Here is a 23754-nt window from a genome sequence, read left to right as displayed (position 1 = left end):
TCGCGGTGGAGTTTTGCGGGGCACCGCGCGGAAGGCCTCGACGCCGCGCGTAGAATTGGGCCTCGTGGTCACACGTCTTTCGCACTTCTTCCTCCGCACGCTCCGCGACGACCCGGCCGAAGCCGAGGTCGCCAGCCACAAGGTGCTGGTGCGAGCCGGCTACATCCGGCGCCAAGCGCCAGGTGTTTTCGCGTGGCTGCCAATCGGGCTTCGAGTGAAGAACAAGATCGAGACGATCATTCGCGAAGAAATGGCGAATGCTGGCGCGTACGAAGTGCATTTTCCGGCTCTGCTCCCGCGCGAGCCTTACGAGGTCACTGGTCGTTGGGAGGAGTACGGCGACGCCCTTTTTCGGCTCCAGGACCGCAAGGGTGCCGACTACTTGCTTGCCCCCACGCACGAAGAGGTCTTCACGCTGCTCGTCAAAGATCTGTACTCGTCTTACAAAGATCTGCCACTGACGATCTTCCAGATTCAAGACAAGTACCGCGATGAGGCACGTCCCCGCGCCGGCCTCCTGCGCGGGCGGGAGTTCACGATGAAGGACGCCTACTCCTTCGATTACACCGATGCGGGCCTGGATGCCTCTTATCAGGCTCAGCGTGACGCGTACGAGCGGATCTTCCAGCGCCTCGGACTCGAATACGTCATCGTTCAGGCGGATGCCGGCGCCATGGGCGGATCGAGAAGCGAAGAGTTTCTGCATCCCACCGCCGTGGGTGAAGACACTTTCGTGCGATCCGAAGGTGGCTACGCGGCCAACGTCGAAGCGTTCACGACTGTCGCGCCCGACCCGTTTCCGGTCGAGGGTCAGCCCGAGGCGCAGATCTTCGACTCGCCAAACACGCCGACAATTTCAACGCTTGTCGCCCACGTCAATGCGGTGCTCGAGCTGCCCGAAGCGGGGGAATGGACTGCAGCGCACACGTTGAAGAACGTCGTGCTCGCACTCACGCACCTGGACGGCACTCGCGAGCTCGTGGTCGTAGGTATCCCCGGCGACCGCGAGGTTGACGACAAGCGTGTTGAAGTCGCATTTGCACCCGCCGAGGTAGAACCCGCGACCGAAGAGGATTTCCTCGCGTACCCGTCGCTCGTGAAGGGCTACATCGGCCCGTGGTCACCGACCGGTGCTGTGCTCGGTGAGGAGTCTGCCACCGGCATCCGCTATTTCCTCGACCCACGCGTTGTCGACGGCACGAGCTGGATCACTGGCGCGAACGTGGACCAAAAGCACGTGCATTCGCTCGTGGCTGGCCGTGACTTCTTCGGCGATGGCTTCGTTGAGGTGGCAAGTGTGCGCGAAGGCGATGAGGCACCCGACGGTTCGGGGACCGTTAGCCTTGCCCGAGGCATGGAGATCGGTCATGTCTTCCAGCTCGGACGCAAGTACGCCGAAGCCCTGGGGCTCAAGGTGCTCGATGAGAACGGCAAGTTGACCACCGTCACAATGGGCTCTTACGGCATCGGCGTAACCCGAATCCTCGCCAACATCGCGGAACTCAACCACGACGACAAGGGACTCATCTGGCCCGCAGCCGTTGCGCCGTTCGACGTGCAGGTCGTGGCCACCGGCCGCGATGTGACAGCATTCGAACTCGCCGAAACGCTGTCGAGCGAGCTGGAGGCATCCGGTTTGGATGTGTTGCTCGATGACCGGCCGAAGGTCTCACCGGGCGTGAAGTTCGCTGACGCCGAGCTTGTCGGTGTGCCGAAGATCGTCATCGTCGGACGAGGCGCCGTTGAAGGCAACGTTGAGTTGTGGGATCGCCGCTCTGGAGATCGCGATGTCGTAACGGTCGCAGAAGCGGTGGCTCGTCTGCGCTCGTAGTCTCATAGGGTTCTGGGATGACTGCATCCCGGCGACGAATTTCGACTCTCTCTTTCGTGACGTTGACTGCAGCACTTTTGCTCGCCGGATGCGCGAGCGCGGCTCCTACCGCGACTGAGACGAGCTTGCCGACTGAGACTGCGACTGCGAAGCCAACACCGGAGCCAACTCCAACAGCGACCCGCGCGTCGATGCAATTGCCGTTCGCCGGCGATTGCAACTCGGTGTTCGCTGCCGAACAATTGAATGAACTAGTCGGCGAGGCCGAACTCGATGAGCCTTGGGGAGCAGATTTGCCTCCCGAGGAGACCCTGGGCCTGCTGTCGTGCAGATGGAACGGTGAGCTATCGACACTCGAGGCGATTGTTGCTCCGGCCGACAGTGTCGTTAATTTTCCGCTCGATCGTTACGTCATGAGCGATTGCGGGTCGGCCGGCTACTACTACTGCGGCGCGGTCGGCGGAGACTCTGAAACGTGGATCCTTGTCGCAACACTGGTCAGCAGCGATTCGGCCGCCGACCTGCAACGCGCGAACACGGCCCTTGAATACGTTGAATCGGCATCCCACAATTACCCGCAGCCTGTGGCACTCAAGACCGAAAAAGACTGGTGGTCGTTGCCGTCCTGCGACGAACTTGATTCGCGCCTGGACATGGCAGCTATCCTTGGCCGCGCAGCGTCTGAACCTGCATATCACTCAGACAACATTCCCTCAGGACCAACGTGGGATCTGCTCGAGGGCGCCGGCCGCACGCAGTGGTGTCCGTGGACGGTGAGTGACGGGTCACCATACGACACCGAATCGAAGGTCGTCGAAATCGAGATGTGGCCGGGGGCTGCTGACACCGATGCGATGCAAAAGCTGATCGCGGTTGAGGGTATCGAGCCCATCGATGTCACTGGTGCCGATAGTGCCTTCATCGGCCCGGGGCTCGCGTACTCCGGCACGTACACGAGTCTTTATGTGATTGACGGCCCGAACGTCATGCAGGTGTATGGCCTCGACGGAGACCCCGCGGGTCTCAGCGCCGTTGCAACTGCGGTGCTTGAGCAGCTCCAGTAGCGCCTCGATTGCGCTCGTAGCGTCGGAGAATCGCGTTCGGTCGGAGTCAATATGACCAAAGGCTCCGACGGAGTGGAATTCTCCGACGGAACGCCGGCACCCTCGCTGCGGTGCGCCGGGCACGTTCCTGACGCAATTATCCTTTCGTAGTGACCTCAACCGCTCCACGTGCGCGACGGCTGCGCTGGAGCGCTCTGCCGGGATTGCTGCAAGCCGCGCCCGCGCGCGTCATTGTGCTGGTCGGAATTGGGGTCGCGCTCCTCGGCGGGCTTGTGGTGTTCAAGCCGCTGGCGTCACTCGTGCTTCTCGGCATATACGTAAGCCTGAGCGCAATCGCTTCGGGCCTGATCGAGCTGGTCTCGCGCCACCCGGGTGGGCGTTGGTGGCGGCGCGTGCTCGCGACAGCATGGATCACCGGCGGCATCCTGATTTTGGTCTGGCTGGGTCGAAGCATCGAACTTCTCCCGGTCGCGCTCGCTGTGCTGTTGGTCATCGCAGGTCTCGCCTCGGTGGGCGACGCCCTGTCGCCTCGAGCGTTGAGCGCACGTGTGCTCGCACTGGTTTGGGGCACGGCGCAGATTCTGTTCGGAGTGCTCTCGCTGAGCTGGCCAGACGTCACGCTGCTTGCCGTGGCTGTGCTTTTCGGTGTACGAACGATCATCTTCGGTATCGAGCTCATCATCACCGGTGTGCGCGGCCTGATCGAAAAGCGTCGCCGATCACGCGAAGCGGATGCCGCACCGCCGGTGAGGTCTAGTCGGGTCAAGATATGGGTTGCTCTCGGCCGCTACGGGCTCGCGATGTTGCTTGTGGTGACGATGGTCACCGGTTGGCAACTCAACGACTGGCTCGCCGACGGTGCCCCGGTCGTCGACAGTTTTTATGATCCGCCAAGCGACGTGCCCGAAGGCCACGGACGACTCATTCGTGAGGGCGACTACGCTGGGCGCGCGCCGAGCTCCGGCGAAGTGCGAAGGATCCTCTACACGACTGAAGATGAGGCGGGGGATGCGGCTATTGCGAGCGCGATGGTCATTCAGCCCACCGAACTCAGTCCAGGTCCCCACAAAGTGGTGATCTGGAACCATGGTACGACCGGCATCGCGCAGGGCTGCGCGCCGAGTCTGAGCGACGGTACCGCCACAAAATGGGCGATACCCGCTCTCGAAGAGATGCTGGCGCGAGGATGGATTGTTGTCGCACCCGACTACTCGGGGCAGGGCGCAGAGGGCCATTTTCCCTACCTAATCGGTGTGGGCGAGGCCCGGTCGGCGTTGGACGCTGTGCTAGCGGCCGGAGAGCTCAGCGATTTGACGCTCTCGCCGACCACGATCTCAGCGGGCCACTCACAGGGCGGGCATGCAGCACTGTGGACGTCGCAGATTGTCGAGGAGTACACCCCGGGGCTCGACATTGTCGGCACCGCCGCGTTTGCACCCGCGGCAGACCCTCTCGACCTCGCCGAACGCTTGACATCCGACGATGCCGGCGCACTTTTGACGATCATGATGTCCTGGGTTCTGGTTCCTTACGCCGAGACCTACCCCGACATTGAGCTGTCGCGTTACGTCGCAACCGGGGCGCGATCGATAATCCGAGAAATGTCGCAGCGTTGCCTGAGCGAGCCGGGCCTCATGGTCTCCGCGCTGACAGCGCTTGGGCTATCCGAAGATTCTCCTGTGCGCACGCGAGACCTAACTGTCGGTGCTTTCGGTCGCCGCCTCGCCGAAAACGTGCCGACGGGTCCGTGGGGCTCACCCATGTTCTTTGCTTGGGGTGCCGAAGACGACGTCATCCCACCCGAGGCCCAGCGGACATTCACCGAAAATCTGTGCGAAGAGGGCGAGCTCGTGCGAACTCGTGAAGTTTCAGATCGTGGACACCAAGACATCCTGCAACCCGGTTCGGACGCGCTGCAACCGTTTCTGAGGTGGGCGGATGCTGCGATGACGTCCACCCCCGAGCAGATCGAGCAGTCGACCCCGTATTCTCTGGTTGGCTGTCAGCCCTAGGGAGCTGGGCTTTCGCCTAGTGATCGTGCAGGTGATCGCGGTGCTTTTCCGCCTGGTGCTTTTGAACGTTGACGTCGATTGGACCCGTGACGGTGAGTTCGTCTTCCCAGCATTCGATGCCGGTGACGCCGGGAAGGAGATCTCGGGTGAAGACCGGGTCGCGGCCCGCCCGCCGCTGTGCCGTGTAGTCCTTGAGGAGTCGGAACGCCACACCCGACAGCAGCGCGATGGCAATTAGGTTGATGAGCGCCATGAGACCCATCACGCCGTCAGCGAAGTTCCAGACAAGATCGGCGGATGCTACGGATCCTGCAAGTACGGCAAGTACCACCAGGATGCGGTAGGCGGCAAGGACTGGTCGCGAACCGGTGATGAATTCGATGTTCGATTCGCCGTAGTAGTAATTTCCGAGAATTGATGAAAACGCGAGCAGGAAAATGATGACGCTCAGCGCGATCCCGGCCCAGTCCCCGAGCATTCCGGTGAGCGCTCCCTGGGTGAGCCCGATTCCACGTTCCGCGGAAGCAAGATCAGGCTGCGAGATCAAAATAATGAACGCCGTGATCGTGCAGACGAGGAAGGTGTCGAAGTAGACGCCAAGTGTTTGCACGAGGCCCTGCTTGACCGGGTGGGTCACTGCGGCGCTTGCGCCCGCGTTAGGTGCGGACCCAAGCCCCGCTTCGTTCGAGAACATCCCGCGCTTTACCCCGGTCAACACGATGTAGCCGAACGCGGCGCTGAGAACTTCGTTGTAGCCGAATGCCTGCGTGAAGATGGCGGTGAAAACCTCGGGAAGTCGAGTGATGTTCATGCCCACGACGATGAGGCCGAGCAAGAGATATCCCAGCGCCATCAGTGGTACGAGCGTCTGTGTGACCGAGGCGATGCGGCGCACGCCGCCGAACACCACGAGTGCTGTCAGAAGGGCGACGGCGATGCCGATGGCCCAGGGTAGCCACGAAAGCTCGGTATTGAGAGTGCTCGTGACGGTCGCGGCGATCGTGTTTGCCTGCAGTGAGCTGAATGCGAAGGGGAAACAGATGATCAGGACAATTGCGAAGACGATCCCCATCCAGCGCGCTTTCAATCCACGCTGCATGTAGTACGCCGGGCCACCGCGAAAGCCGTCTTTGTCGCGGATCTTGAAGAGCTGAGCGAGCGAGGATTCGATGAAGCTCGATGCTCCACCGACGAACGCCATGAGCCACATCCAGAAGATCGCGCCCGGGCCGCCCATGGCGATAGCGGTACCGACACCCGCGATGTTGCCGACACCGACGCGAGACGCTGCCGAAATCGTGAAGGCCTGGAATGCGGAAACCGACTGCGGCTTACCGTCGGTCGTCTGCGGTGTTTTATCGGTGAGCGTGCGAAACATCTCGGGTATGAGTCGGAACTGCACGACGCCCGACCGCGCGGTGAAGTAGAGCCCCAGCACGACAAGCACGGGGAGAACGAGCCAGGTCCAGAGGTAATCGCCCCACGTCAACAGAAAATCATTCGCAGCATCCATCGCACCAGTATGGAGAGCAACCGCCCTGTTTCACCAGCGCGACTTTGCGGGGTGATGTTGTTTCGTGGCGATGCCGGTTGGCATCCAGCCCGCATCCGGTATCGTTGTGGGGATGTCGGCGTTGCCGGCGAGAGCTAAATATGGAGGCCCCCGTGGATATCGATCTCGGACTGCTGCGCACGGTCGAGCGGGAGAAGGAAATTCCCTTCGACGAACTCGCTCGAATCATCGAACAGGCGATTCTGACTGCGTATGCGAAGCACACGTCGCCCACCGGCGAGCTGCCTTCAGGTGCACGCGCGGAACTCGACCGCAAGACCGGACATGTCGCTGTGATGATTCCCCTTCTTGACGAAGAGGGTGCTGTCATCGGTGAGGAAGAGAGCACGCCCGACGACTTCGGTCGTATCGCGGCGTTCGCCGCCAAGCAGGTCATCGGTCAGCGTTTGCGTGATATTGCCGACGACGCAGTGCTCGGAGAATTTCGTGGCAAAGAAGGCGATATCGTCGCCGGCATGATCCAGCAGGGTCCGAACCCGCGGATGATCCACGTTGACCTGGGAACAGTCGAAGCAATTCTTCCGCCCGAAGAGCAGGTCCCGGGCGAGCTCTATCCGCACGGTACGCGCCTTCGCGTCTATGTCACTTCCGTTTCGAAGGGCGCAAAAGGCCCCTCGATCACTGTGTCTCGTACGCACCCCGGGCTGGTACGGAAACTGTTCGCGCTCGAGGTTCCCGAAATCGCCTCTGGTCTCGTTGAGATCGTCGCATTGGCACGGGAAGCGGGCCATCGCACGAAGATGGCGGTGCGTGCAAGCGATCCGTCGGTTAATGCCAAGGGGGCGTGTATCGGCGAAATGGGTCGGCGTGTGCGTGCCGTCACCGAAGAGCTGGGTGGCGAAAAGATCGACATCGTCGACTATGACGCCGAGCTTGCTCCCTTCGTCGCCAACGCACTTTCGCCCGCGAAGGTGACATCGAGCTTCATTCTCGATGCCAACACCAAGGCCGTGCGCGCCCTCGTTCCCGACTACCAGCTCTCGTTGGCGATCGGAAAAGAAGGCCAAAATGCGCGTCTTGCCGCCAAGCTCACCGGGGCCAAGATCGACATTCAGCCCGACAGTATTCTCGAAGAGGGTTAGGCGACGGGGCGCTCGCCCAGTTGCGAGGTGTACGATGAACCCAGTACGAATGTGCGTCGGTTGTCGCACGCGTGCGCCCCGGTCCACCCTCTTGAGAGTGGTGGCAGTCGAAGCGAACATCATCCCAGATGAGCGCGCGACAATGCCGGGTCGCGGTGCGTGGGTACACGAGACACACAAGTGCGTGGATGCCGCTCTTCGGCGCCGCGCGTTCGTACGGGCATTGCGTGTGTCAGGCCCGCTTGACACGCAGACCATCGAGAAACGGCTGAACGGCTATGGACAAGAAGTGAACGGCTCGAAATGAGACCCGTCCGCATTTAACGGTCTGCCCTGTCTGGGGTAGGCCTCAGACAGGAGAATTGTGGCAAAACCACGCGTGCACGAAATCGCTTCGGAGCTCGGCGTTGACAGCAAAGTCGCGCTTGCGAAGCTGAAGGAACTTGGCGAATTCGTCAAGAGCCCTTCCTCAACTATCGAGCCCCCGGTAGCTCGAAAGCTCCGGGCAGCTCTCGAAGCAGAGGGTGCATCAAAGCCCGCTGCACCGGCTCCGGCAAAGACCCCGAGCTCGTCAAAGCCTGCGGGCAGCGGAACTCCCGCCCGCTCGTCGGCTCGTCCCGGGCCCGCTCGCCCCGCTGCGGCAACCCCCGGCCCAAAGCCAGGACCGGTCGAGCCCGCCAAGGCCGCGCCGGAGCCAGAGGCTCCCGCAGCGCCTGCGGCAAGCGCACCCGAGGCTACGGCTCCGGCCGCATCCGAAGCTCCCGCGGCTGAGAAGACATCTGCCGCCCCCAAGCCAGGCAACGGAGGCGCTACACCCCAGCCGCCGCGTCCCGGTGGCTCGTCGCGTCCGGGGAACAACCCCTTCGCTTCGGCGCAGGGTATGGGCCAGCGTCCGTCTGGTCCTCGTCCCGGTAACAATCCCTTCGCTTCGGCGCAGGGTATGGGTCAGCGCCCGTCTCCCGGCAACATTCCGCGTCCGCAGGCTCCTCGCCCCGGCGCTCCTCGCCCCGGCGCACCGCGTCCCGGCGGCGCGGGTCGCCCCGGTGGTGGCGGCGGTCGCGGTGGCGCGCCGTTCCAGCAGCGTCCCGGTGGCGCAGGTCGCCCCGGTGGCGGCGGTGGCGCTGGCGGCGGTTTCGGTGGTCGTCCCGGTGGTGCTCCGGCACCCGGCGGTTTCGGTGGTCGTCCCGGTGGTGGCGGCGGTCGGGGTCGTGGCCCCGGCGGTGGTACCGCTGGTGCCTTCGGTAAGGGCGGCGGAAAGTCGAAGCAGCGTAAGTCGCGTCGGGCGAAGCGCCAAGAGTTTGAAATGCGGTCCGCACCGATCGTTGGTGGCGTCAACGTCCAGAAGGGCAATGGCCAGACGATCCGGATGCGTCGCGGAGCATCCATTTCTGACTTCGCCGACAAGATCGAGTCGATCACGGGCTACACGGTTCAGCCGGGAACGCTCGTAACGATTCTCTTCAACCTTGGTGAGATGGCTACGGCCACCGAGTCACTTGACGAGGCAACCTTCGAGGTGCTCGGCGAAGAACTTGGATACAAGATTCAGATGGTTTCGCCCGAGGACGAAGACAAGGAGCTTCTCGAAGGCTTCGGTCTCGACCTTGAGGCCGAGCTTGAGGCAGAAGACGAGAGCGATCTCGAAATCCGTCCTCCCGTTGTCACCGTCATGGGTCACGTTGACCACGGTAAGACGCGACTTCTCGACGCGATTCGTCAGACCAACGTTGTTGGCGGCGAAGCGGGTGGCATCACGCAGCACATTGGTGCCTACCAGGTGTGGACCGAGCACGATGGCCACGAACGCGCGATCACGTTCATCGACACCCCCGGTCACGAGGCGTTCACCGCTATGCGTGCTCGAGGCGCGCAGGTCACTGACCTCGCAATCCTCGTGGTAGCAGCCGATGACGGCATCATGCCCCAGACGGTTGAGGCGCTCAACCACGCTCAGGCCGCCGGTGTTCCGGTAGTCGTCGCGGTCAACAAGGTTGACAAGCCAGACGCCAACCCCGCCAAGGTTCGCCAGCAGCTCACCGAATACGGTCTCGTGTCGGAGGAGTACGGCGGCGACGTCATGTTCGTCGACGTGTCGGCGCGCCAGAACATCGGAATCCAGGACCTGCTTGACGCAGTCCTCCTCGTTGCTGACGCGGGTCTTGACCTCACGGCCAACCCGAACAAGGCAGCCCGTGGCGTCGCAATCGAAGCCAAGCTCGACAAGGGCCGCGGTTCGGTAGCAACAGTGCTCATCCAGTCGGGAACTCTCCGCGTTGGAGACGCGATCGTTGCTGGCACCGCCTATGGGCGCGTGCGTGCCATGGTCGATGAGAACGGTGACGCTGTACAGGAAGCATGGCCTTCTCGTCCGGTTCAGGTGCAGGGTCTCAACTCTGTGCCTCGCGCCGGCGACACGTTCATCGTGACGGAAGAAGACCGACTCGCCCGCCAGATCGCTGAAAAGCGTGAAGCGGCGGAGCGCAACGCTCAGCTCGCCAAGGCGCGCAAGCGTATCTCGCTCGAGGACTTCACCCGTGCGCTGCAAGAGGGCAAGGTCGAGTCGCTCAACCTCATCATCAAGGGTGACGTTTCCGGTGCTGTTGAAGCGCTCGAAGAGTCGCTCCTCAAGATCGAGGTTGATGACAGTGTGCAGCTGCGCATCATCCACCGCGGTGTGGGTGCGATCACCGAGTCTGACGTGAACCTGGCGACGATCGACAACGCGATCATCATCGGATTCAACGTGCGTCCCGACGCGAAGGCTCGCGAACGTGCCTCCCGTGAGGGCGTCGACACGCGCTTCTACTCGGTCATCTACAACGCGATCGATGACGTTGAGCAGTCACTCAAGGGTCTCCTCAAGCCGGAATACGAAGAGGTTCGTTCCGGCGTTGCCGAGATCCGCGAGGTGTTCCGTTCCTCCAAGTTCGGAAACATCGCCGGTGTTGTTGTTCGAAGTGGCACGATCACACGAAACGCAAAGGCACGCGTCATCCGCGACGGCGTCGTTCTCGCCGATGGCCTCGCCATCGAGTCGTTGCGTCGCTTCAAGGACGACGTCACCGAAGTTCGGACTGACTACGAAGCCGGTATCGGCCTCGGTAAGTTCAACGACATTCAGATCGGCGACGAGATCGAAACCACCGAACTCGTCGAAAAGCCTCGCGGCTAAGAACACCTTCAGATGCCGGGCGTTCTCCACTGAAAAGTGGGAAGCGCCCGGCATCGAGGTATCTTCCTGCGGGGAGAGAAAGAAGGAACGAAGATGGGCAGTGAACGTCAAGCCAGAATGGCCGACCGCATCCGTGTTCTCATTGCGGAGCGCCTTGAAAAGGGCCTCCGTGACCCAAGACTCGGATTCGTCACCATCACAGATGTTCGTGTGACCGGTGACCTGCAGCACGCATCGGTCTTCTTCACAGTGCTCGGCAACGAGCAGGAGCGAAACGACTCTGCTGCGGCGCTGAAGGCTGCGACGGGCTTGTTGCGGAGCGATGTTGGTCGCCAGCTCGGCGTGCGACTCACCCCCACGCTCGAGTTCATCCCGGATGCAATTCCGGAGAACGCTGACCACATCGCAGAGCTTCTTCGCGAAGCGCGCGAGCGCGACGAGAGCGTTGCGGGCCTTGCATCGAGTGCCACCTACGCGGGCGATGCTGACCCCTACGTCAAGCCGCGCGAAGAAGAATAGAAACTAACGGGGGAGCCGAAGCATCCCATCCGACGCTTCAGCAAGTCCGTCCGCGATGAGTGAGTCGATTGCTCGGTCCCGCTGCAGCGCATCGGGCCACATCGCTGCAACGGTTTCGATCGCTGACTCGTGTGACGATGCTGCCCTCAGATGCTGGAGCACGGCTCCACGAGCCTGCCGGTCGCTACCGGCGTAGGCCGCTTGCCGGCGTCGGCGGTCCCCGGTGTCTGGGTAACCAGCGTTTCGCCAGGCGCAGATATGCGCGATCGGGCATGATTCGCATTTCGCCGCGCGCGCGGTGCACACCACAGCTCCGAGCTCCATTGCCGCGGCGTTGAAAACTGCGGCAGGTTCTTCGTCACGTGGCAACACCTCGGCCATCGCTGCAAGGTCGTTCGGCGAAGGCGGCCCGGGCTGCGACTGCCCGTCGAGTGATCGAGCGAGCACGCGGCGTGTGTTCGTATCGACGACAGGATGCCGGTCGCCGTAAGCGAATACAGCGACTGCGCGCGCCGTGTAGTCGCCGACTCCCGTTAGTGCGAGCAGTGAATCGACGTCGCGTGGAACAACCCCACCATGCTGTTCCGCGATTTGAACTGCCGCACGGTGCAGCCAGAGTGCACGTCTCGGATAGCCAAGGTTCGCCCACTGCTCGACGGCGGCTCCAGGGGAGGCTTTCGCGAGCGCTGCCGGCGTCGGCCACCGTTCCAACCATGCCTCGAGTCGCGGAATCACGCGCGCAACTGGCGTTTGCTGCAGCATAAATTCGCTGACGAGAATTCCCCACGCGCCGAAATCGGGATCACGCCAGGGGAGATCTCGAGCTGTCTCGCGGTACCACGCGATGAGGGGCGTCGCCAGATCTGACACCGGATCAGCCTACGCCGCGACCGGGGGGAGGAGATGCGCCTGGCGGAGGAGCTCACACCCGCACGCTGGTTCTTCGCGCTCCGATACCGATAGGTGGTTGAGAGTCGTAGGCTGGAGGGATGGTGACGACCTCTGCCTCTGGCATCTTGCTGGTCGACAAACCCACCGGAATCACAAGCCACGACGTCGTTTCGCGCACACGTAAGGCGCTGAATATGCGCAAGGTCGGTCACGCCGGCACGCTTGATCCGATGGCAACCGGGCTGCTCGTGCTCGGTGTCGGCCCCGCCACACGACTGCTGACCTTTATCGTTGGGCTCGACAAGACCTATGAAGCAACCATCCGCCTCGGCGTGAGCACAGACAGTGATGACGCCGACGGTGTGGTGATCGAAACGACGGATGCCACGTCTCTCGACATCGATGAGATCACTGCGGGCATCGCGGAACTGACGGGAGATATTTCTCAGGTCCCGAGCAAGGTTTCCGCGATCAAGGTCGATGGGCGGCGCGCATACGATCGTGTCCGCGCTGGCGAAGAGATCACGCTCGCCGCGCGACCGGTGACGGTGTCGCGGTTCGATGTGACGTCAATTCGGACCGGGGAGACCGTCGTTGAGGTCGGTGTTGTCGTTGACTGCTCAAGCGGCACGTACGTGCGAGCTCTCGCGCGCGACCTCGGCGAACGACTCGGTGTCGGCGGTCATCTGACGACACTTCGGCGCACACGTATCGGGCCGTTCGTTGTTGACGGCGCGCCGGGAGCTGATGACCTCGTCGACGTTGCTCTCATCGATGCCCCCACAGCCGCGGCAAAGGTGCTCGGCAGAGTTGACGTTGACGCCGACGAAGCTCGAGATCTTCGCGACGGAAAGCGCATCACCGGCGCTGCTGGGCGACTAGCCTCAGCTCGCGCTGCGGCAGTCGATCCTGACGGGGCTCTCATCGGGATCGTCGAGGCGCGCGGTAAAGATTTGAAGAGTGCCATGAACATGCCGACCGGGGACAACGCATGATCCTGTGGTTCACGCTCACGCAGGTCGTCATCGCCTCAGCCGCTGCCGTGCTCTGCGTCGTTCTGGGGCTGGTGGGGCGGCGACCCAGCGACCTTTCGGTGGGTTCGCTTGCTCTCGTCGAAGTGTTGTTGATCGCTCAAGTCGTGGTCGCACTGGTCTCTCCAGCCGCCGGTAACCCGCCAACTGGAAGCCTGCTCGAGTACTGGGTGTATCTCGTATCTGCCGTGATCCTGCCGCCTGCCGGTGTTGCGTGGGCTCTCATCGAACGGAGCCGATGGAGCACCGTGATCATGGGAATCGCAGCCGTCGCTGTCGCGATCATGCTCTGGCGAATGCACGCCATCTGGACTGTGCAACTCGCGTGATCCTCTCGCTGCCGCACCTAGAATAGTGAAGCTATGACAGACCCCATCCGTCCCCGCCGCATGACTGGCATTGGCCGAGTTCTCGTGGTCGTTTACGCGATCATGGCTCTCGCCGCTACCGGTAGGTCCTTCGTGCAGATCGTGCGCGCGTATTCGGATGCCCCTTTGGCCTACACGCTGTCAGCCCTCGCCGCTGTTGTGTACATCGTTGCGACTCTAGCCCTCGTTTTCGCGGGCTCTCGTGGGTGGTACCGCGTGGCGTGGACGGCAATCGTGTTCGAGCTGGTGGGCGTCATCGTGGTGGGAACCCTCAGCATCTTTCTTCCGGAGCTTTTCAACCACCCGACAGTTTGGTCCGTCTTCGGTAGTGGTTATCTGTTCATCCCGTTGGTGTTGCCGTTTTTCGGCCTATGGTGGTTGGCTACGCATCGTCCTACGGTCGCGCTGACGACGGATGCTGAGCCCGCTGCTGCGGTGCGCGGATGATTCTTTTTCGCGACCCCTCGGAGATTCCCGTCGATTTTGGTCCGTCAGTCGTTGCCATCGGAAAATTCGATGGTGTGCACGCCGGTCACAGGGCCGTTATCGAGCGTGCGCGAGTAGACGCCGCTTCTGCCCATCGCAAGGTGGTTGCTGTGACGTTCGACCGCAATCCGCTGAGTCTCTTGCGTCCCGATCTTTGCCCGCGCGACGTCTCGGGTGTGACGCAAAAAATTCAGCAGCTGGCTGAAACCGGAGTGGACGCGACGCTCATGTTGACCTTCGATGAGGAACTCGCTGAGTGGGAGCCGCGCGAGTTCGTCGAGCGTGTGCTGGTGCAGCCGCTTCGCACGCGTACTGTGCTTGTCGGCCAGGACTTTCGATTCGGACGTGGGGGAGCAGGAACGCCTGAAGTCCTCGCGCAGCTCGGTGAGGAGTTCGGTTTCCGCGTTGATGTCGTTGAAGACGTTCGAGCGATCGACGTCGATCGCCGGGTGTCCTCAACCTGGATTCGCGAGCTTCTGGCCGAGGGTGACGTGACGGATGCGGCGAAACTTCTAGGGCGCCCAGCATCCGTATGGGGCGAGGTGGTTCACGGGCTGAAGCGCGGTCGAGAGCTTGGCTTTCCGACGGCGAACCTGTCGCCCGAACTTGAGGGCTTCGTGCCGGCAGACGGCGTGTACGCGGGATGGCTTGTCGACGAAGGGTCGGCCGACGGGCTGCGAAGTGGCACTCGATACCCCGCAGCTATCAGCGTCGGCACGAACCCGACATTCGATGACGTACACAAGCGTCAGGTCGAGGCGTACGTTCTCGACGAAACTGATCTAGATCTTTATGGTCACCGCGTTGAGGTGCAGTTTGTCGAGCGGGTCCGCGGAATGATCGCTTTCAATGGGATCGAAGCACTCATTGAGCAGATGACGAAAGACGTTTCCCACGTCCGTTCGGCGCTGAGCTAAGAAGTCAGTAGGAAGATTCGTCGGTAATTCCGCTGATGGCTTCACCCGCGTGCAAAGCGCGCAACTCGCCGAGAATTGTCGCGCTCGCGCTTGTCCCCAAGCGGGTTGCGCCGGCTTCGATCATTTCGAGCGCCGTACTGAGGCCCCGTACGCCACCTGAAGCCTTGACAGCGATCGCGCTGGAGACATTTGCGTGCATGAGGGCCACGTCCGGCACAGTTGCACCGCCGCCCGCGAATCCTGTTGAGGTCTTCACGAAATCAGCACCGCCCGCTTCAACGAGCCGACTGCCACGGGCGATCTGCTCATCATCGAGGAGACTCGTCTCGAGGATCACTTTCGTGATGTGGTCGCCAGCTGCGTCCTTCACCGCTCGAATATCGGCGACGACCGCATCGTCGAAACCTGAGCGCAGCGCGCCTATGTTGACGACCATGTCGACCTCGGCCGCTCCGTCAGCGATAGCTTGACGCACCTCGGCAACCTTGGCAGCAGTTGAGGTGGTGCCATGAGGGAAGCCGATGACAGTGCCGACGGCGACTTCGGTGCCTGCGAGGCGCTCCACTGCGTGGGAAATATCAGACGGGCGCACACACACGCTGAATACACGCCACTCGGCGGCGATATCGAGCTCGACGTCGACGTCGGCACGTGTGAACTCGGGCTTCAGGATTGCGTGATCGATCATCGCGGCGACAGCCGCTTCAGAGGGGAGCGAAGGCATAGAACAAGCGTAGGCCCGCGGCGTTGCCTTCGTCGCACTGCCGCGATGCCGATTAGGCTCCGAGTGTTCCCATTCGGAGGTTTCGATGTCGTTCCAGATTCAATCGCTCGTTCGTATAGCAGCGGCAGTCGTTATTGTGGCCGCCGTGCCAGCGGTCGCCACCGCGTGTGCGCCTGAGCCATCCGCGTCTGCATCAGCTTCCGCATCACCGTCGGGGGATGCTGCGACGCCGACGAGCTCTCCAACGCCGTCGAATTCAAATCCGACCGACGATGTGGCGCTGCCCGAGTCATGTGAGGCGCTGTACTCAGCCCCAATGCTTGCAACGCTTCAGTCGGACCTGCCTCCTCTGAACGACAGTGAAGTCGATCTGTACTCAACTCAGATTGTCCCGGCGCTGGAGATCCTCGATTCGGGGGTGCCGACGCTCCGCTGCACGTGGGGCGGTCCCGGTACGCTCGGTCTCGCTACGAACGTCTCTATCGTCTCGGCTGAACAAAACGCGACAGTTGTTGATGCGCTCACCTCCGCGGGTCTGACCTGCAGTGAGACTGCAGGCGGAACACTGTGCTCCGCGCAGTCTGAAGTCGTCGACCTCGATGGCAACACTGTCGCGCGCGGCGAAAGTCACTTTCTGCGGGCAAATGGCTGGGTTTCCACATCATGGGTCGGCGCGCTTCCCGACGGTTACACGGAAGACATTGCAACGACGCTGTGGCCCTGACCTCGCATGCCCTAGACTGTGCGTGGGGAACATCGCGACGACCATGAGTCGTCTCGTGAGCTTGTGGCCACATCGCGATCTTCCGCCCCTGCCGGCCTCAGCATTTGCGCCGCCCGCAGGATCCCGGACATTCGGTGCGACCGAAATCTGCAGTCGCGCCGGTATTGACGCTCAGGAGGAGCATGCCGTCCACGGCAACCGCCACCCAGAACTCTTCGCCGCGTCGTCGGCGTTCTTCGTCGACGAATCGTCGTGACGAAGAAGCTCCGCTGATCCCCATCCTTGCTCGCAAGGTGCGGGAGGTCGAGGCAAAAGCACAGCGTGGAAAACTCGGACCGACCAACCGTGTGAAATTTCAGGTCATCGCATTCTTGGTGCGCGAAGAGCGCGCCCGCGTCAAAGCCGACAGCGAGATCACTGACTCCGCGCGGGCCGAGCTGCTCAAAAGGCTCGATGGCGTCGCGACAATCCTGGCGAAGACCGCTGCGCGCGACACTTCCCTCATCCAGCTTCTCGAAGTCGATCACGCTGCCTCACCGGTCGCCCGGCGGATGCGCCGTGACTGGCTCCTCGAGTCAGGTGCGGAGCTTGCTCCCGATGAGTTGATCATCACGGATGCCGCTCCCGCACCGACCGAGGTTGTTCCTGCCGCGCTCGCCGAACGTCAGGTCAGGCCCCCGCAGGTCGAGCTTCGGCAGATGTCGAATCCTTTCCTTGCTCCCGACCTGACTCCGCGCGCTCCGAAGGATGCGCCGCGTCGCAGGCTCGACGGGTGGGAACTCATGGGCCCCCTGTACAAAGCTTTCGAGATGGGCGCTGGCGGAACAGCGGCAACGATGCCCCTTCCTGAAGTGCCCGAGTACGACCGGCTCTCGCCCAAGGGCCTCGACGTGATGCCACACCAGTCACGATTCCTCGAAGCTGTGCGTGAGGGCCACAGGGCTTTTCTCCTCGCCGACGAGCCCGGCCTTGGTAAGACTGCAGAATCTGTGCTTGCGGCATCCGTCGCCGACGCGTACCCCTTGCTGGCAGTTGTTCCGAACGTCGTGAAGATGAACTGGGCACGCGAAGTCGAACGCTGGACTCCTCATCGCCGCGCGACGGTCATCCAGGGCGACGGCGAGACCATCGACGCTTTCGCCGATGTCTTCATCGTCAACTACGAGATTCTCGATCGGCACCTCTCTTGGCTGTCCTCACTGGGGCTCAAGGGGCTGGTTGTGGACGAAGCTCACTTCATCAAGAACCTCACCTCACAGCGCTCCAAGAACGTGCTTGCACTGGCGGCGCGCATCCGGGAACAGGTGCGCGACCCGCTTTTGCTCGCGCTGACCGGGACACCGCTTATCAACGACGTTGAAGATTTTGACGCAATCTGGCGTTTTCTGGGGTGGACGAACGGTGAAAAGCCGGGTGCGGAGCTGATGGAAAAGCTGGACGCCACAGGACTTACTCCCGCGGACAAAGCTTTCTATCCCGAGGCTCGCGAGGCAGTCATCTCGATGGGAATTGTGCGGCGGAAGAAGAAAGACGTCGCGGCGGACCTGCCGGATAAGCTCGTCGCCGATCTGCCCGTGCAACTTGATGATGACTTCGGTCGCTCTATCCGCCAGGCAGAACGTGAGCTCGGTGAGCGTCTTGCGGCACGCTATCGACGCATTATCGAAGCACGTGGTGATCGAGGTCTCGCTCCCGGCGAGATCGACGAAGATATCGTGCGCTTGGTCGCTCACAATGAGCTTGAGGAGTCGAAGGCTTCTGGCACAGGTTCAGAAAACGTCTTCAGCATGGTGCGCCGTATCGGGCAGGCCAAGGCGGTACTCGCGGCTGATTACGCGGCCCAATTGCAGCGTTCGGTCGGCAAGGTCGTTTTCTTCGCCAAGCACATCGATGTGATGGATGCGGCCGAAGCCCACTTCGCTGCAGCAGGCATGAAGAGTGTCTCGATTCGCGGTGAGCAAACAACAGCTGTGCGTCAAGGCGCGATCGACGCGTTCAACAACGACCCGACGGTCGGCGTAGCAGTTTGTTCGCTGACCGCAGCCGGCGTCGGTGTCAACCTGCAGGTTGCCTCCAACGTGGTCCTCGCCGAACTGAGCTGGACGGCGGCTGAGCAAACGCAGGCCATCGACCGCGTGCACCGCATCGGTCAGGATGAGCCGGTGACCGCCTGGCGCATAATCGCGGCGCACACAATCGACACGAAGATCGCCGAGCTCATCGACTCGAAGCAGGGCCTCGCCGCCCGAGCTCTCGATGGCGAAGCCGTTGATCCGGCATCGAGCGACTCGGTGCAGTTGTCAGCTTTGATGCACCTCACTCGCCGCGCGCTCGGCGGATAATTGTATTAGCCACGGTCCTCCCCAGTGGCACCGCTCGGCATCCGGCGATAGTGTCGTGGTGGCAGCGTCGCCATGCTTTTCCACCCGACAGCAAGGATTCACGCCATGAAGATCGGCATCCTCACCAGCGGGGGCGACTGCCCCGGACTGAACGCGGTTATCCGCGGCGTTGTGCTCAAAGGCACGACAAACTACGACCTCGAGTTCGTAGGGATCCGCGACGGATGGCGGGGACTTGTCGATGGTGACTTTTTCCCGCTCACCCGTCACGAGGTCAAAGGGCTCTCAAAGGTCGGCGGAACGATCCTCGGGACTAGCCGCACAAACCCTTATGAAGGTCCACGCGGCGGCGCTGAGAACATCGCCAAAACGATGTACGGGCACCGAATCGATGCCATTTTGGCGATCGGTGGGGAAGGTACTCTCGCTGCTGCGAACCGCCTCGCGAACGACGGTATTAACGTCATTGGTGTACCGAAGACGATCGACAACGACCTGCGAGCCACCGACTACTCGTTCGGCTTCGATACCGCAGTGAACATCGCCACCGATGCGATGGATCGCCTTCGCACCACTGGTGACTCGCACCAACGATGCATGGTGGCCGAGGTCATGGGACGTCACGTTGGCTGGATCGCGTTGCACGCGGGTATCGCCTCCGGTGCTCACGTCATCTGCATCCCAGAAGTTCCGATGTCGATCGACGAAATTTGCGAGCAGGTCACGAGTGCACATGACCGCGGTCGGGCACCACTCGTAGTGGTGTCAGAGGGATTCACCATCACCGGCATGGACGAAGCATTCAGTGACAAGGGTCTCGACGCCTATAACCGCCCTCGCTTGGGTGGTATCAGCGAAGTGCTGGCTCCTGAGATCGAACGGATCACCGGTGTTGAGACACGTGCAACCGTGCTCGGCCATATTCAGCGCGGTGGCTCGCCGTCAGGTTTTGACCGCGTACTCGCAACCCGGCTTGGTCTCCACGCCGCCGATGCGGTCGTTGAGGGCTCCTGGGGCCAGATGGTGGCGCTACGCGGCACCGATATCGTGCGTGTGCCGTTCGCGGAAGCGCTCGGCGAGCTCAACACGGTGCCGCAGTACCGCTACGAAGAGGCAGCGGCTCTTTTCGGCTGATCCTCGTCGGCGATACCGACGACATCGAGAAGCCAGGCGAGTTCGCCGGCGCGTTCGCGCCACGCGTTGTAACGACCACTGACGCCACCGTGTCCGGCGACCATCTCGCACTTCAGGAGTGCGTCAGCACCGACTTCACGAAGTCTCGCGACCCATTTCGCAGGCTCGACGTACAGCACGCGGGTGTCGTTGAGTGACGTGACCGCGAGAATTCGCGGATAGTCGACTCCGTCGCGCACGTTCTCGTAGGGCGAATACGACTTCATGTATTCGTAGACATCGGCGTTGTGCACTGGGTCTCCCCATTCATCCCACTCGATCACTGTCAGCGGAAGCGAGGGATCAAGAATCGTCGTCAGCGCGTCGACAAATGGTACATCCGCCAAGATTCCGGCGAAGAGCTCTGGCGCGAGGTTGGCCACGGCTCCCATCAGCAGTCCGCCGGCCGATCCGCCCTCAGCGACCAACTGAGCGGGAGTGGTGTAACCAGCATCCACGAGGAATCGTGCGCACTCGACGAAGTCTGTAAAGGTATTGCGCTTGGCGAGCAGCTTGCCGTCTTCGTACCACTGACGTCCCATTTCGCCACCACCGCGAACATGCGCGACGGCGAAAATGACGCCTCGGTCGAGCATCGAAAGTCGAGCGATCGAGAAGCCCGGGTCTATCGAGTGCTCATAGGATCCGTACCCGTACAGGTGCACGGGACGGGGGCTTTCTCCGGCGTCACCGAACGAACGCTTCCAGACGAGCGACATCGGAATCTTCGCGCCGTCTGCGGCCGTAACCCATACCCGCTCCTGCGCGTAGTCAGCTGAGTCGAAGTCGCCCAGCACGACCTGCTGCTTGCGCGGTAGCAGCTCGCCTGAATCAATCACATAGTCGAAGACTGTGCTCGGTGTAATGAAAGACGTGAATCCGATGCGAAGGAGGGGCGGTGCCCATTCCGGGTTTGACCCAGCGCCGGCGGCATAAAGCGGCTCGTCGAATAGCAGCTCTTTTACAGCGCTCGTTGCGTAATCCAGCAGCCCGAGTCGCGGAAGGCCGGCACGGCGGTATCCGACGACGGCCCAGTCGCGAAAGGTCGAGACGCCGAGTAGGCGCCGCCCTGGCTCGTGGGCCAGCACCGTCTGCCGTTGACCGAGAGGATCGGCCGCTGACACCTTGACGAGTTCAAAGTCGAGAGCCTTATCGTTATGCAGGATGTACAGGACGTCCTCGCCGTCGACAACTGCGTGATCGCTGTCGTACTCGATCCCTTCGCGGCGTGGCCACACCACCCGAGGTTCGGAGCGCAGATCGTCCGCGTCGATCAACCACTCTTCTGATGTGATCGAGGAGCCGATGCCAATGACAAGGTATTTGTCGCTCCGGGTGAACCCGGCGCCGACCCAGTAGCGATCGTCGGGCTCGTGAAAGAGTTTGACGTCTGAGGCGACGTCGGCGCCCATCTCGTGCAGCCATACGGTGTCGGGGCGCCAGGCATCGTCGACCGTCGAGTACACGATGAAGCGGGCGTCCGGTGAAAAGTTTGCTCCCGCGGAAGTGCCGGGAATTTCTTCGGCGATGTTCTCGCCGGTTCGCAGATCGCGCACGCGAAGTGTGTACCGCTCATCCCCTTCGGTATCGACACCGTAGAGAAGCAGATTGCCGTCGTTTGAGACTTCGAAGCTTCCCAACGAGAAGAATTCTTCGCCGTCAGCTTCGACGTTCCCATCGAGCAAAACCTCTTCACCGGGAACGTCGACGTCGGGGGAGAGTACTGGTGGGGTCCAATCATCGGCGGACGCAAGCGGCGCACGACACTGGATACCGTACTGCTTGCCTTCGACTGTGCGTCCGTAATACCACCACTCGCCCCTTCGCACGGGCAGAGAGAGGTCGGTTTCGAGTGTGCGGCTCTTTATCTCTTGATAGATTCGCTCCTGCATTGGCGAGAGGTGAGCCATTCGCGCCGATGTGTACTCATTCTCTGCCTCGAGGTGAGCGCGAACTGTCGGATCGTCTTTGGATCGCAGCCATTCGTAGCTGTCACTGACTTCGTCATCGTGGTGCAGCCTGATGAGAGGAACGCGGGATGCTACTGGGGCAGATGGCGCGTGAGCGGAATCGTTCGAAGTCATAGATCAACGCTAACCGAGCGGCGTTGATACTCGTCCGCCTGGGCCCTCCAGCTTGACCGAGGCGAGCCACGGTGGAAAGATTTCCCAGGGTCACATGAACACATCATGAACCCACGGTGAACTGTCCGTTCGCGCTGCCGAATCACTCGGCATCTCTTGCCTGGCATCTACGGAAAGCGAACGGTGGAAACCGCAGTAATCATTGTCGTTCTGGTCATTGGCCTTGCGCTTTTTTTTGACTTCACGAACGGTTTTCACGACACCGCCAACGCGATGGCTACGCCCATCGCCACAGGTGCGCTAAAACCCAAAGTCGCAGTCGCTCTGGCGGCAGGGCTCAACCTCGTGGGTGCTTTTTTGTCTACGGAAGTGTCGAAGACGATTTCTCACGGGATCATTCGTGAAGACCAGATCACTCCGGAGCTCTTTTTGCCGCTGATTTTTGCGGGTCTGATCGGTGCCATTACGTGGAACATGCTCACGTGGCTTTTGGGGCTGCCATCCAGCTCGTCGCACGCGCTGTTCGGCGGCCTCATCGGAGCGACGCTGGTCGGCGTTGGTGTGATGGCCATCGATTTCGGCGTCGTCATGAGCAAGGTGATCCTTCCCGCCGTTATCGCTCCCTTCACTGCCGGGCTCATCGCTTTCCTCACGACCCGCTTGGCGTACGCCGTCACCCGTCGCCACGACAAGAAGCCTGACGGACGAGATGGCTTCCGCTGGGGGCAGATTTTCACGTCGTCTTTGGTAGCGCTCGCTCACGGCACCAACGATGCCCAGAAGACAATGGGCGTGATCACGCTCGCACTGATCATGGCGGGTTGGCAGAACTCTGCGGATGCCGACCCACAGTTGTGGGTGATCCTCGCGTGCGGGTTGACCATTGCGCTGGGCACTTACATGGGTGGGTGGCGAATCATTCGCACGCTCGGGAAGGGGCTCACTGACGTGAAGCCTGCGCAGGGCTTTGCGGCCGAGACATCGACAGCCTCGACGATTTTGGCCTCGAGCGCGCTCGGCTTTGCACTGTCGACGACTCAAGTTGCCTCGGGATCAGTCATCGGGTCCGGTCTTGGAAGGCGCGGCTCGCTCGTTCGTTGGCGCACAGTCGGGCGAATCGCCGTCGGATGGTTACTCACACTCCCGGCTGCCGGCGCAGTAGGCGCATTCGCCGCGTGGCTGGTAGTCCTCTGGGGCGGGTGGGGAATTGCCGTCGATGCTGTTGCCGCCGTCGTCGTGGTGCTGGCGCTTTTCTTGCGTTCACGTCGTGACACCGTGAACGCAGACAACGCGATGAGCGAAGTTGCCGACTCCGGCCATGCCGTTAAGGTCAAAAAGAATCCGCCGTTGACGCGACGCCAGCGCGCTGCTCGCCAGAAGAAGACTGACCCGGACCACAACGGAGGTGATCCTTCGTGAACATCGCCATCGACTGGCTCGCATTCGCGCAGGTTTTCGTAGCTGCGCTCCTCGGCGCGACATTGGTCGTAGGTTTTTATGCGCTCGGGCTGCGGCTTCTGGTGCGGGCAGGCAAAGCACCGGTTGTCGCACCAGCGGATTTTACTGACGCGATCACAGTGCTGAAGCCGAAAGAGATCGCTCGCGCCGAGAAGGCCGCGGCGAAGGCCGCTAAAAAGAGCCCGCTCACCGCGCGTCAGAGATCAACCGCACTCGTCTTCGCATACGCATCCTTCGCGATGTCAGGCTTCGCGGTTCTCGCAGGACTCGCACTCATCGTGGTAGGTCACTGACCCGCTGCGC

Annotated in this window: 20 protein-coding genes; 16 read left to right on the top strand and 4 right to left on the bottom strand. The window is 61.8% G+C overall.

What is annotated here, in order from left to right; genetic code table 11:
* Window positions 1–64: 64 nt before the first annotated feature.
* From G6N83_RS02255 to G6N83_RS02245, 3 genes are all read left to right on the top strand, one after another.
* On the top strand, window positions 65–1831 hold the full coding sequence (locus G6N83_RS02255) for a proline--tRNA ligase (protein WP_165138882.1): 1767 nt from the start codon (window positions 65–67) through the stop codon (window positions 1829–1831).
* Window positions 1832–1848: 17 nt separating this feature from the next.
* On the top strand, window positions 1849–2895 hold the full coding sequence (locus tag G6N83_RS02250) for a hypothetical protein (RefSeq protein WP_165138880.1): 1047 nt from the start codon (window positions 1849–1851) through the stop codon (window positions 2893–2895).
* Window positions 2896–3044: 149 nt separating this feature from the next.
* Entirely contained in the window at window positions 3045–4907 is a 1863-nt protein-coding gene (locus G6N83_RS02245; RefSeq protein ID WP_241246252.1) for a lipase family protein, read from the top strand.
* A gap of 16 nt (window positions 4908–4923) precedes the next feature.
* Here G6N83_RS02245 and G6N83_RS02240 read toward each other — a convergent pair whose 3' ends face one another.
* Complete coding sequence (locus G6N83_RS02240) at window positions 4924–6420, bottom strand: alanine/glycine:cation symporter family protein (RefSeq protein WP_165138878.1); 1497 nt, start codon at window positions 6418–6420, stop codon at window positions 4924–4926.
* A 152-nt stretch (window positions 6421–6572) separates the two neighbouring features.
* Between G6N83_RS02240 and nusA the strand changes: the two genes are divergently transcribed.
* The 4 genes from nusA to rbfA all read left to right on the top strand — a co-directional run bounded on the left by nusA (window position 6573) and on the right by rbfA (window position 11253).
* On the top strand, window positions 6573–7562 hold the full coding sequence (gene nusA / locus G6N83_RS02235; protein WP_165138876.1) for a transcription termination factor NusA: 990 nt from the start codon (window positions 6573–6575) through the stop codon (window positions 7560–7562).
* A complete protein-coding gene (locus G6N83_RS02230; protein WP_338143806.1) occupies window positions 7489–7869 on the top strand; it encodes a YlxR family protein in 381 nt (126 codons plus the stop codon). Before nusA ends, G6N83_RS02230 begins: the two co-directional genes overlap by 74 nt.
* Window positions 7870–7926: 57 nt before the next feature.
* Window positions 7927–10734, top strand: a complete 2808-nt coding sequence (gene infB / locus G6N83_RS02225; RefSeq protein ID WP_183408436.1) for a translation initiation factor IF-2 — start codon at window positions 7927–7929, stop codon at window positions 10732–10734.
* A 93-nt stretch (window positions 10735–10827) separates the two neighbouring features.
* Window positions 10828–11253 carry a 30S ribosome-binding factor RbfA gene (gene rbfA / locus G6N83_RS02220; protein WP_165138872.1) on the top strand — a complete coding sequence of 142 codons (426 nt, stop codon included), beginning with the start codon at window positions 10828–10830 and terminating at the stop codon, window positions 11251–11253.
* Between the two features lie 3 nt (window positions 11254–11256).
* Here the strand turns inward: rbfA and G6N83_RS02215 are convergent, their stop codons facing one another.
* Window positions 11257–12123: an A/G-specific adenine glycosylase gene (locus tag G6N83_RS02215; RefSeq protein ID WP_165138870.1), complete on the bottom strand. Its 867-nt coding sequence runs from the start codon at window positions 12121–12123 to the stop codon at window positions 11257–11259.
* A gap of 119 nt (window positions 12124–12242) precedes the next feature.
* Here G6N83_RS02215 and truB point away from each other — a divergent pair, with 119 nt between their 5' ends.
* From truB to G6N83_RS02195, 4 genes are read left to right on the top strand one after another with little or no spacing between them, the layout of a single operon-like run.
* A complete protein-coding gene (truB, locus tag G6N83_RS02210) occupies window positions 12243–13139 on the top strand; it encodes a tRNA pseudouridine(55) synthase TruB (protein ID WP_165138868.1) in 897 nt (298 codons plus the stop codon).
* Window positions 13136–13504 (top strand): hypothetical protein, encoded by a 369-nt coding sequence (locus tag G6N83_RS02205; protein ID WP_165138866.1) that lies wholly within the window; start codon window positions 13136–13138, stop codon window positions 13502–13504. The genes truB and G6N83_RS02205 overlap by 4 nt, the downstream gene beginning before the upstream one ends.
* Window positions 13505–13537: 33 nt before the next feature.
* The gene (locus G6N83_RS02200) at window positions 13538–13990 is read left to right on the top strand and encodes a hypothetical protein (protein ID WP_165138864.1); all 453 of its coding nucleotides are present in this window, start codon (window positions 13538–13540) and stop codon (window positions 13988–13990) included.
* Window positions 13987–14946, top strand: a complete 960-nt coding sequence (locus tag G6N83_RS02195; protein WP_165138862.1) for a bifunctional riboflavin kinase/FAD synthetase — start codon at window positions 13987–13989, stop codon at window positions 14944–14946. Before G6N83_RS02200 ends, G6N83_RS02195 begins: the two co-directional genes overlap by 4 nt.
* 4 nt (window positions 14947–14950) lie before the next feature.
* Here G6N83_RS02195 and deoC read toward each other — a convergent pair whose 3' ends face one another.
* A complete protein-coding gene (gene deoC / locus G6N83_RS02190) occupies window positions 14951–15670 on the bottom strand; it encodes a deoxyribose-phosphate aldolase (RefSeq protein ID WP_165138860.1) in 720 nt (239 codons plus the stop codon).
* Between the two features lie 85 nt (window positions 15671–15755).
* Between deoC and G6N83_RS02185 the strand changes: the two genes are divergently transcribed.
* From G6N83_RS02185 to G6N83_RS02175, 3 genes are all read left to right on the top strand, one after another.
* A complete protein-coding gene (locus tag G6N83_RS02185) occupies window positions 15756–16394 on the top strand; it encodes a hypothetical protein (protein ID WP_165138858.1) in 639 nt (212 codons plus the stop codon).
* 182 nt (window positions 16395–16576) lie between these two features.
* Window positions 16577–18736, top strand: coding sequence for a DEAD/DEAH box helicase (locus tag G6N83_RS02180; protein ID WP_165138856.1), 2160 nt, complete (start codon window positions 16577–16579; stop codon window positions 18734–18736).
* Between the two features lie 105 nt (window positions 18737–18841).
* Window positions 18842–19870 (top strand): 6-phosphofructokinase, encoded by a 1029-nt coding sequence (locus G6N83_RS02175; protein ID WP_165138854.1) that lies wholly within the window; start codon window positions 18842–18844, stop codon window positions 19868–19870.
* Here the strand turns inward: G6N83_RS02175 and G6N83_RS02170 are convergent.
* Window positions 19840–21993 carry a S9 family peptidase gene (locus G6N83_RS02170; RefSeq protein WP_165138852.1) on the bottom strand — a complete coding sequence of 718 codons (2154 nt, stop codon included), beginning with the start codon at window positions 21991–21993 and terminating at the stop codon, window positions 19840–19842. The two genes, G6N83_RS02175 and G6N83_RS02170, sit on opposite strands and share 31 nt — an antisense overlap.
* 183 nt (window positions 21994–22176) lie before the next feature.
* On the opposite strand from G6N83_RS02170, the gene G6N83_RS02165 reads away from it, so the two are divergent.
* Together G6N83_RS02165 and G6N83_RS02160 are read left to right on the top strand one after the other, a co-directional pair.
* Window positions 22177–23412 carry an inorganic phosphate transporter gene (locus G6N83_RS02165; protein ID WP_165138850.1) on the top strand — a complete coding sequence of 412 codons (1236 nt, stop codon included), beginning with the start codon at window positions 22177–22179 and terminating at the stop codon, window positions 23410–23412.
* The gene (locus tag G6N83_RS02160; RefSeq protein WP_165138848.1) at window positions 23409–23744 is read left to right on the top strand and encodes a peptidase; all 336 of its coding nucleotides are present in this window, start codon (window positions 23409–23411) and stop codon (window positions 23742–23744) included. The genes G6N83_RS02165 and G6N83_RS02160 overlap by 4 nt, the downstream gene beginning before the upstream one ends.
* Window positions 23745–23754 lie beyond the last annotated feature (10 nt).

It is taken from the genome of Microbacterium endophyticum (assembly GCF_011047135.1).
Classification (GTDB): Bacteria; Actinomycetota; Actinomycetes; order Actinomycetales; family Microbacteriaceae; genus Microbacterium; species Microbacterium endophyticum.
This window is presented reverse-complemented; position numbering and strand designations above follow the sequence as displayed.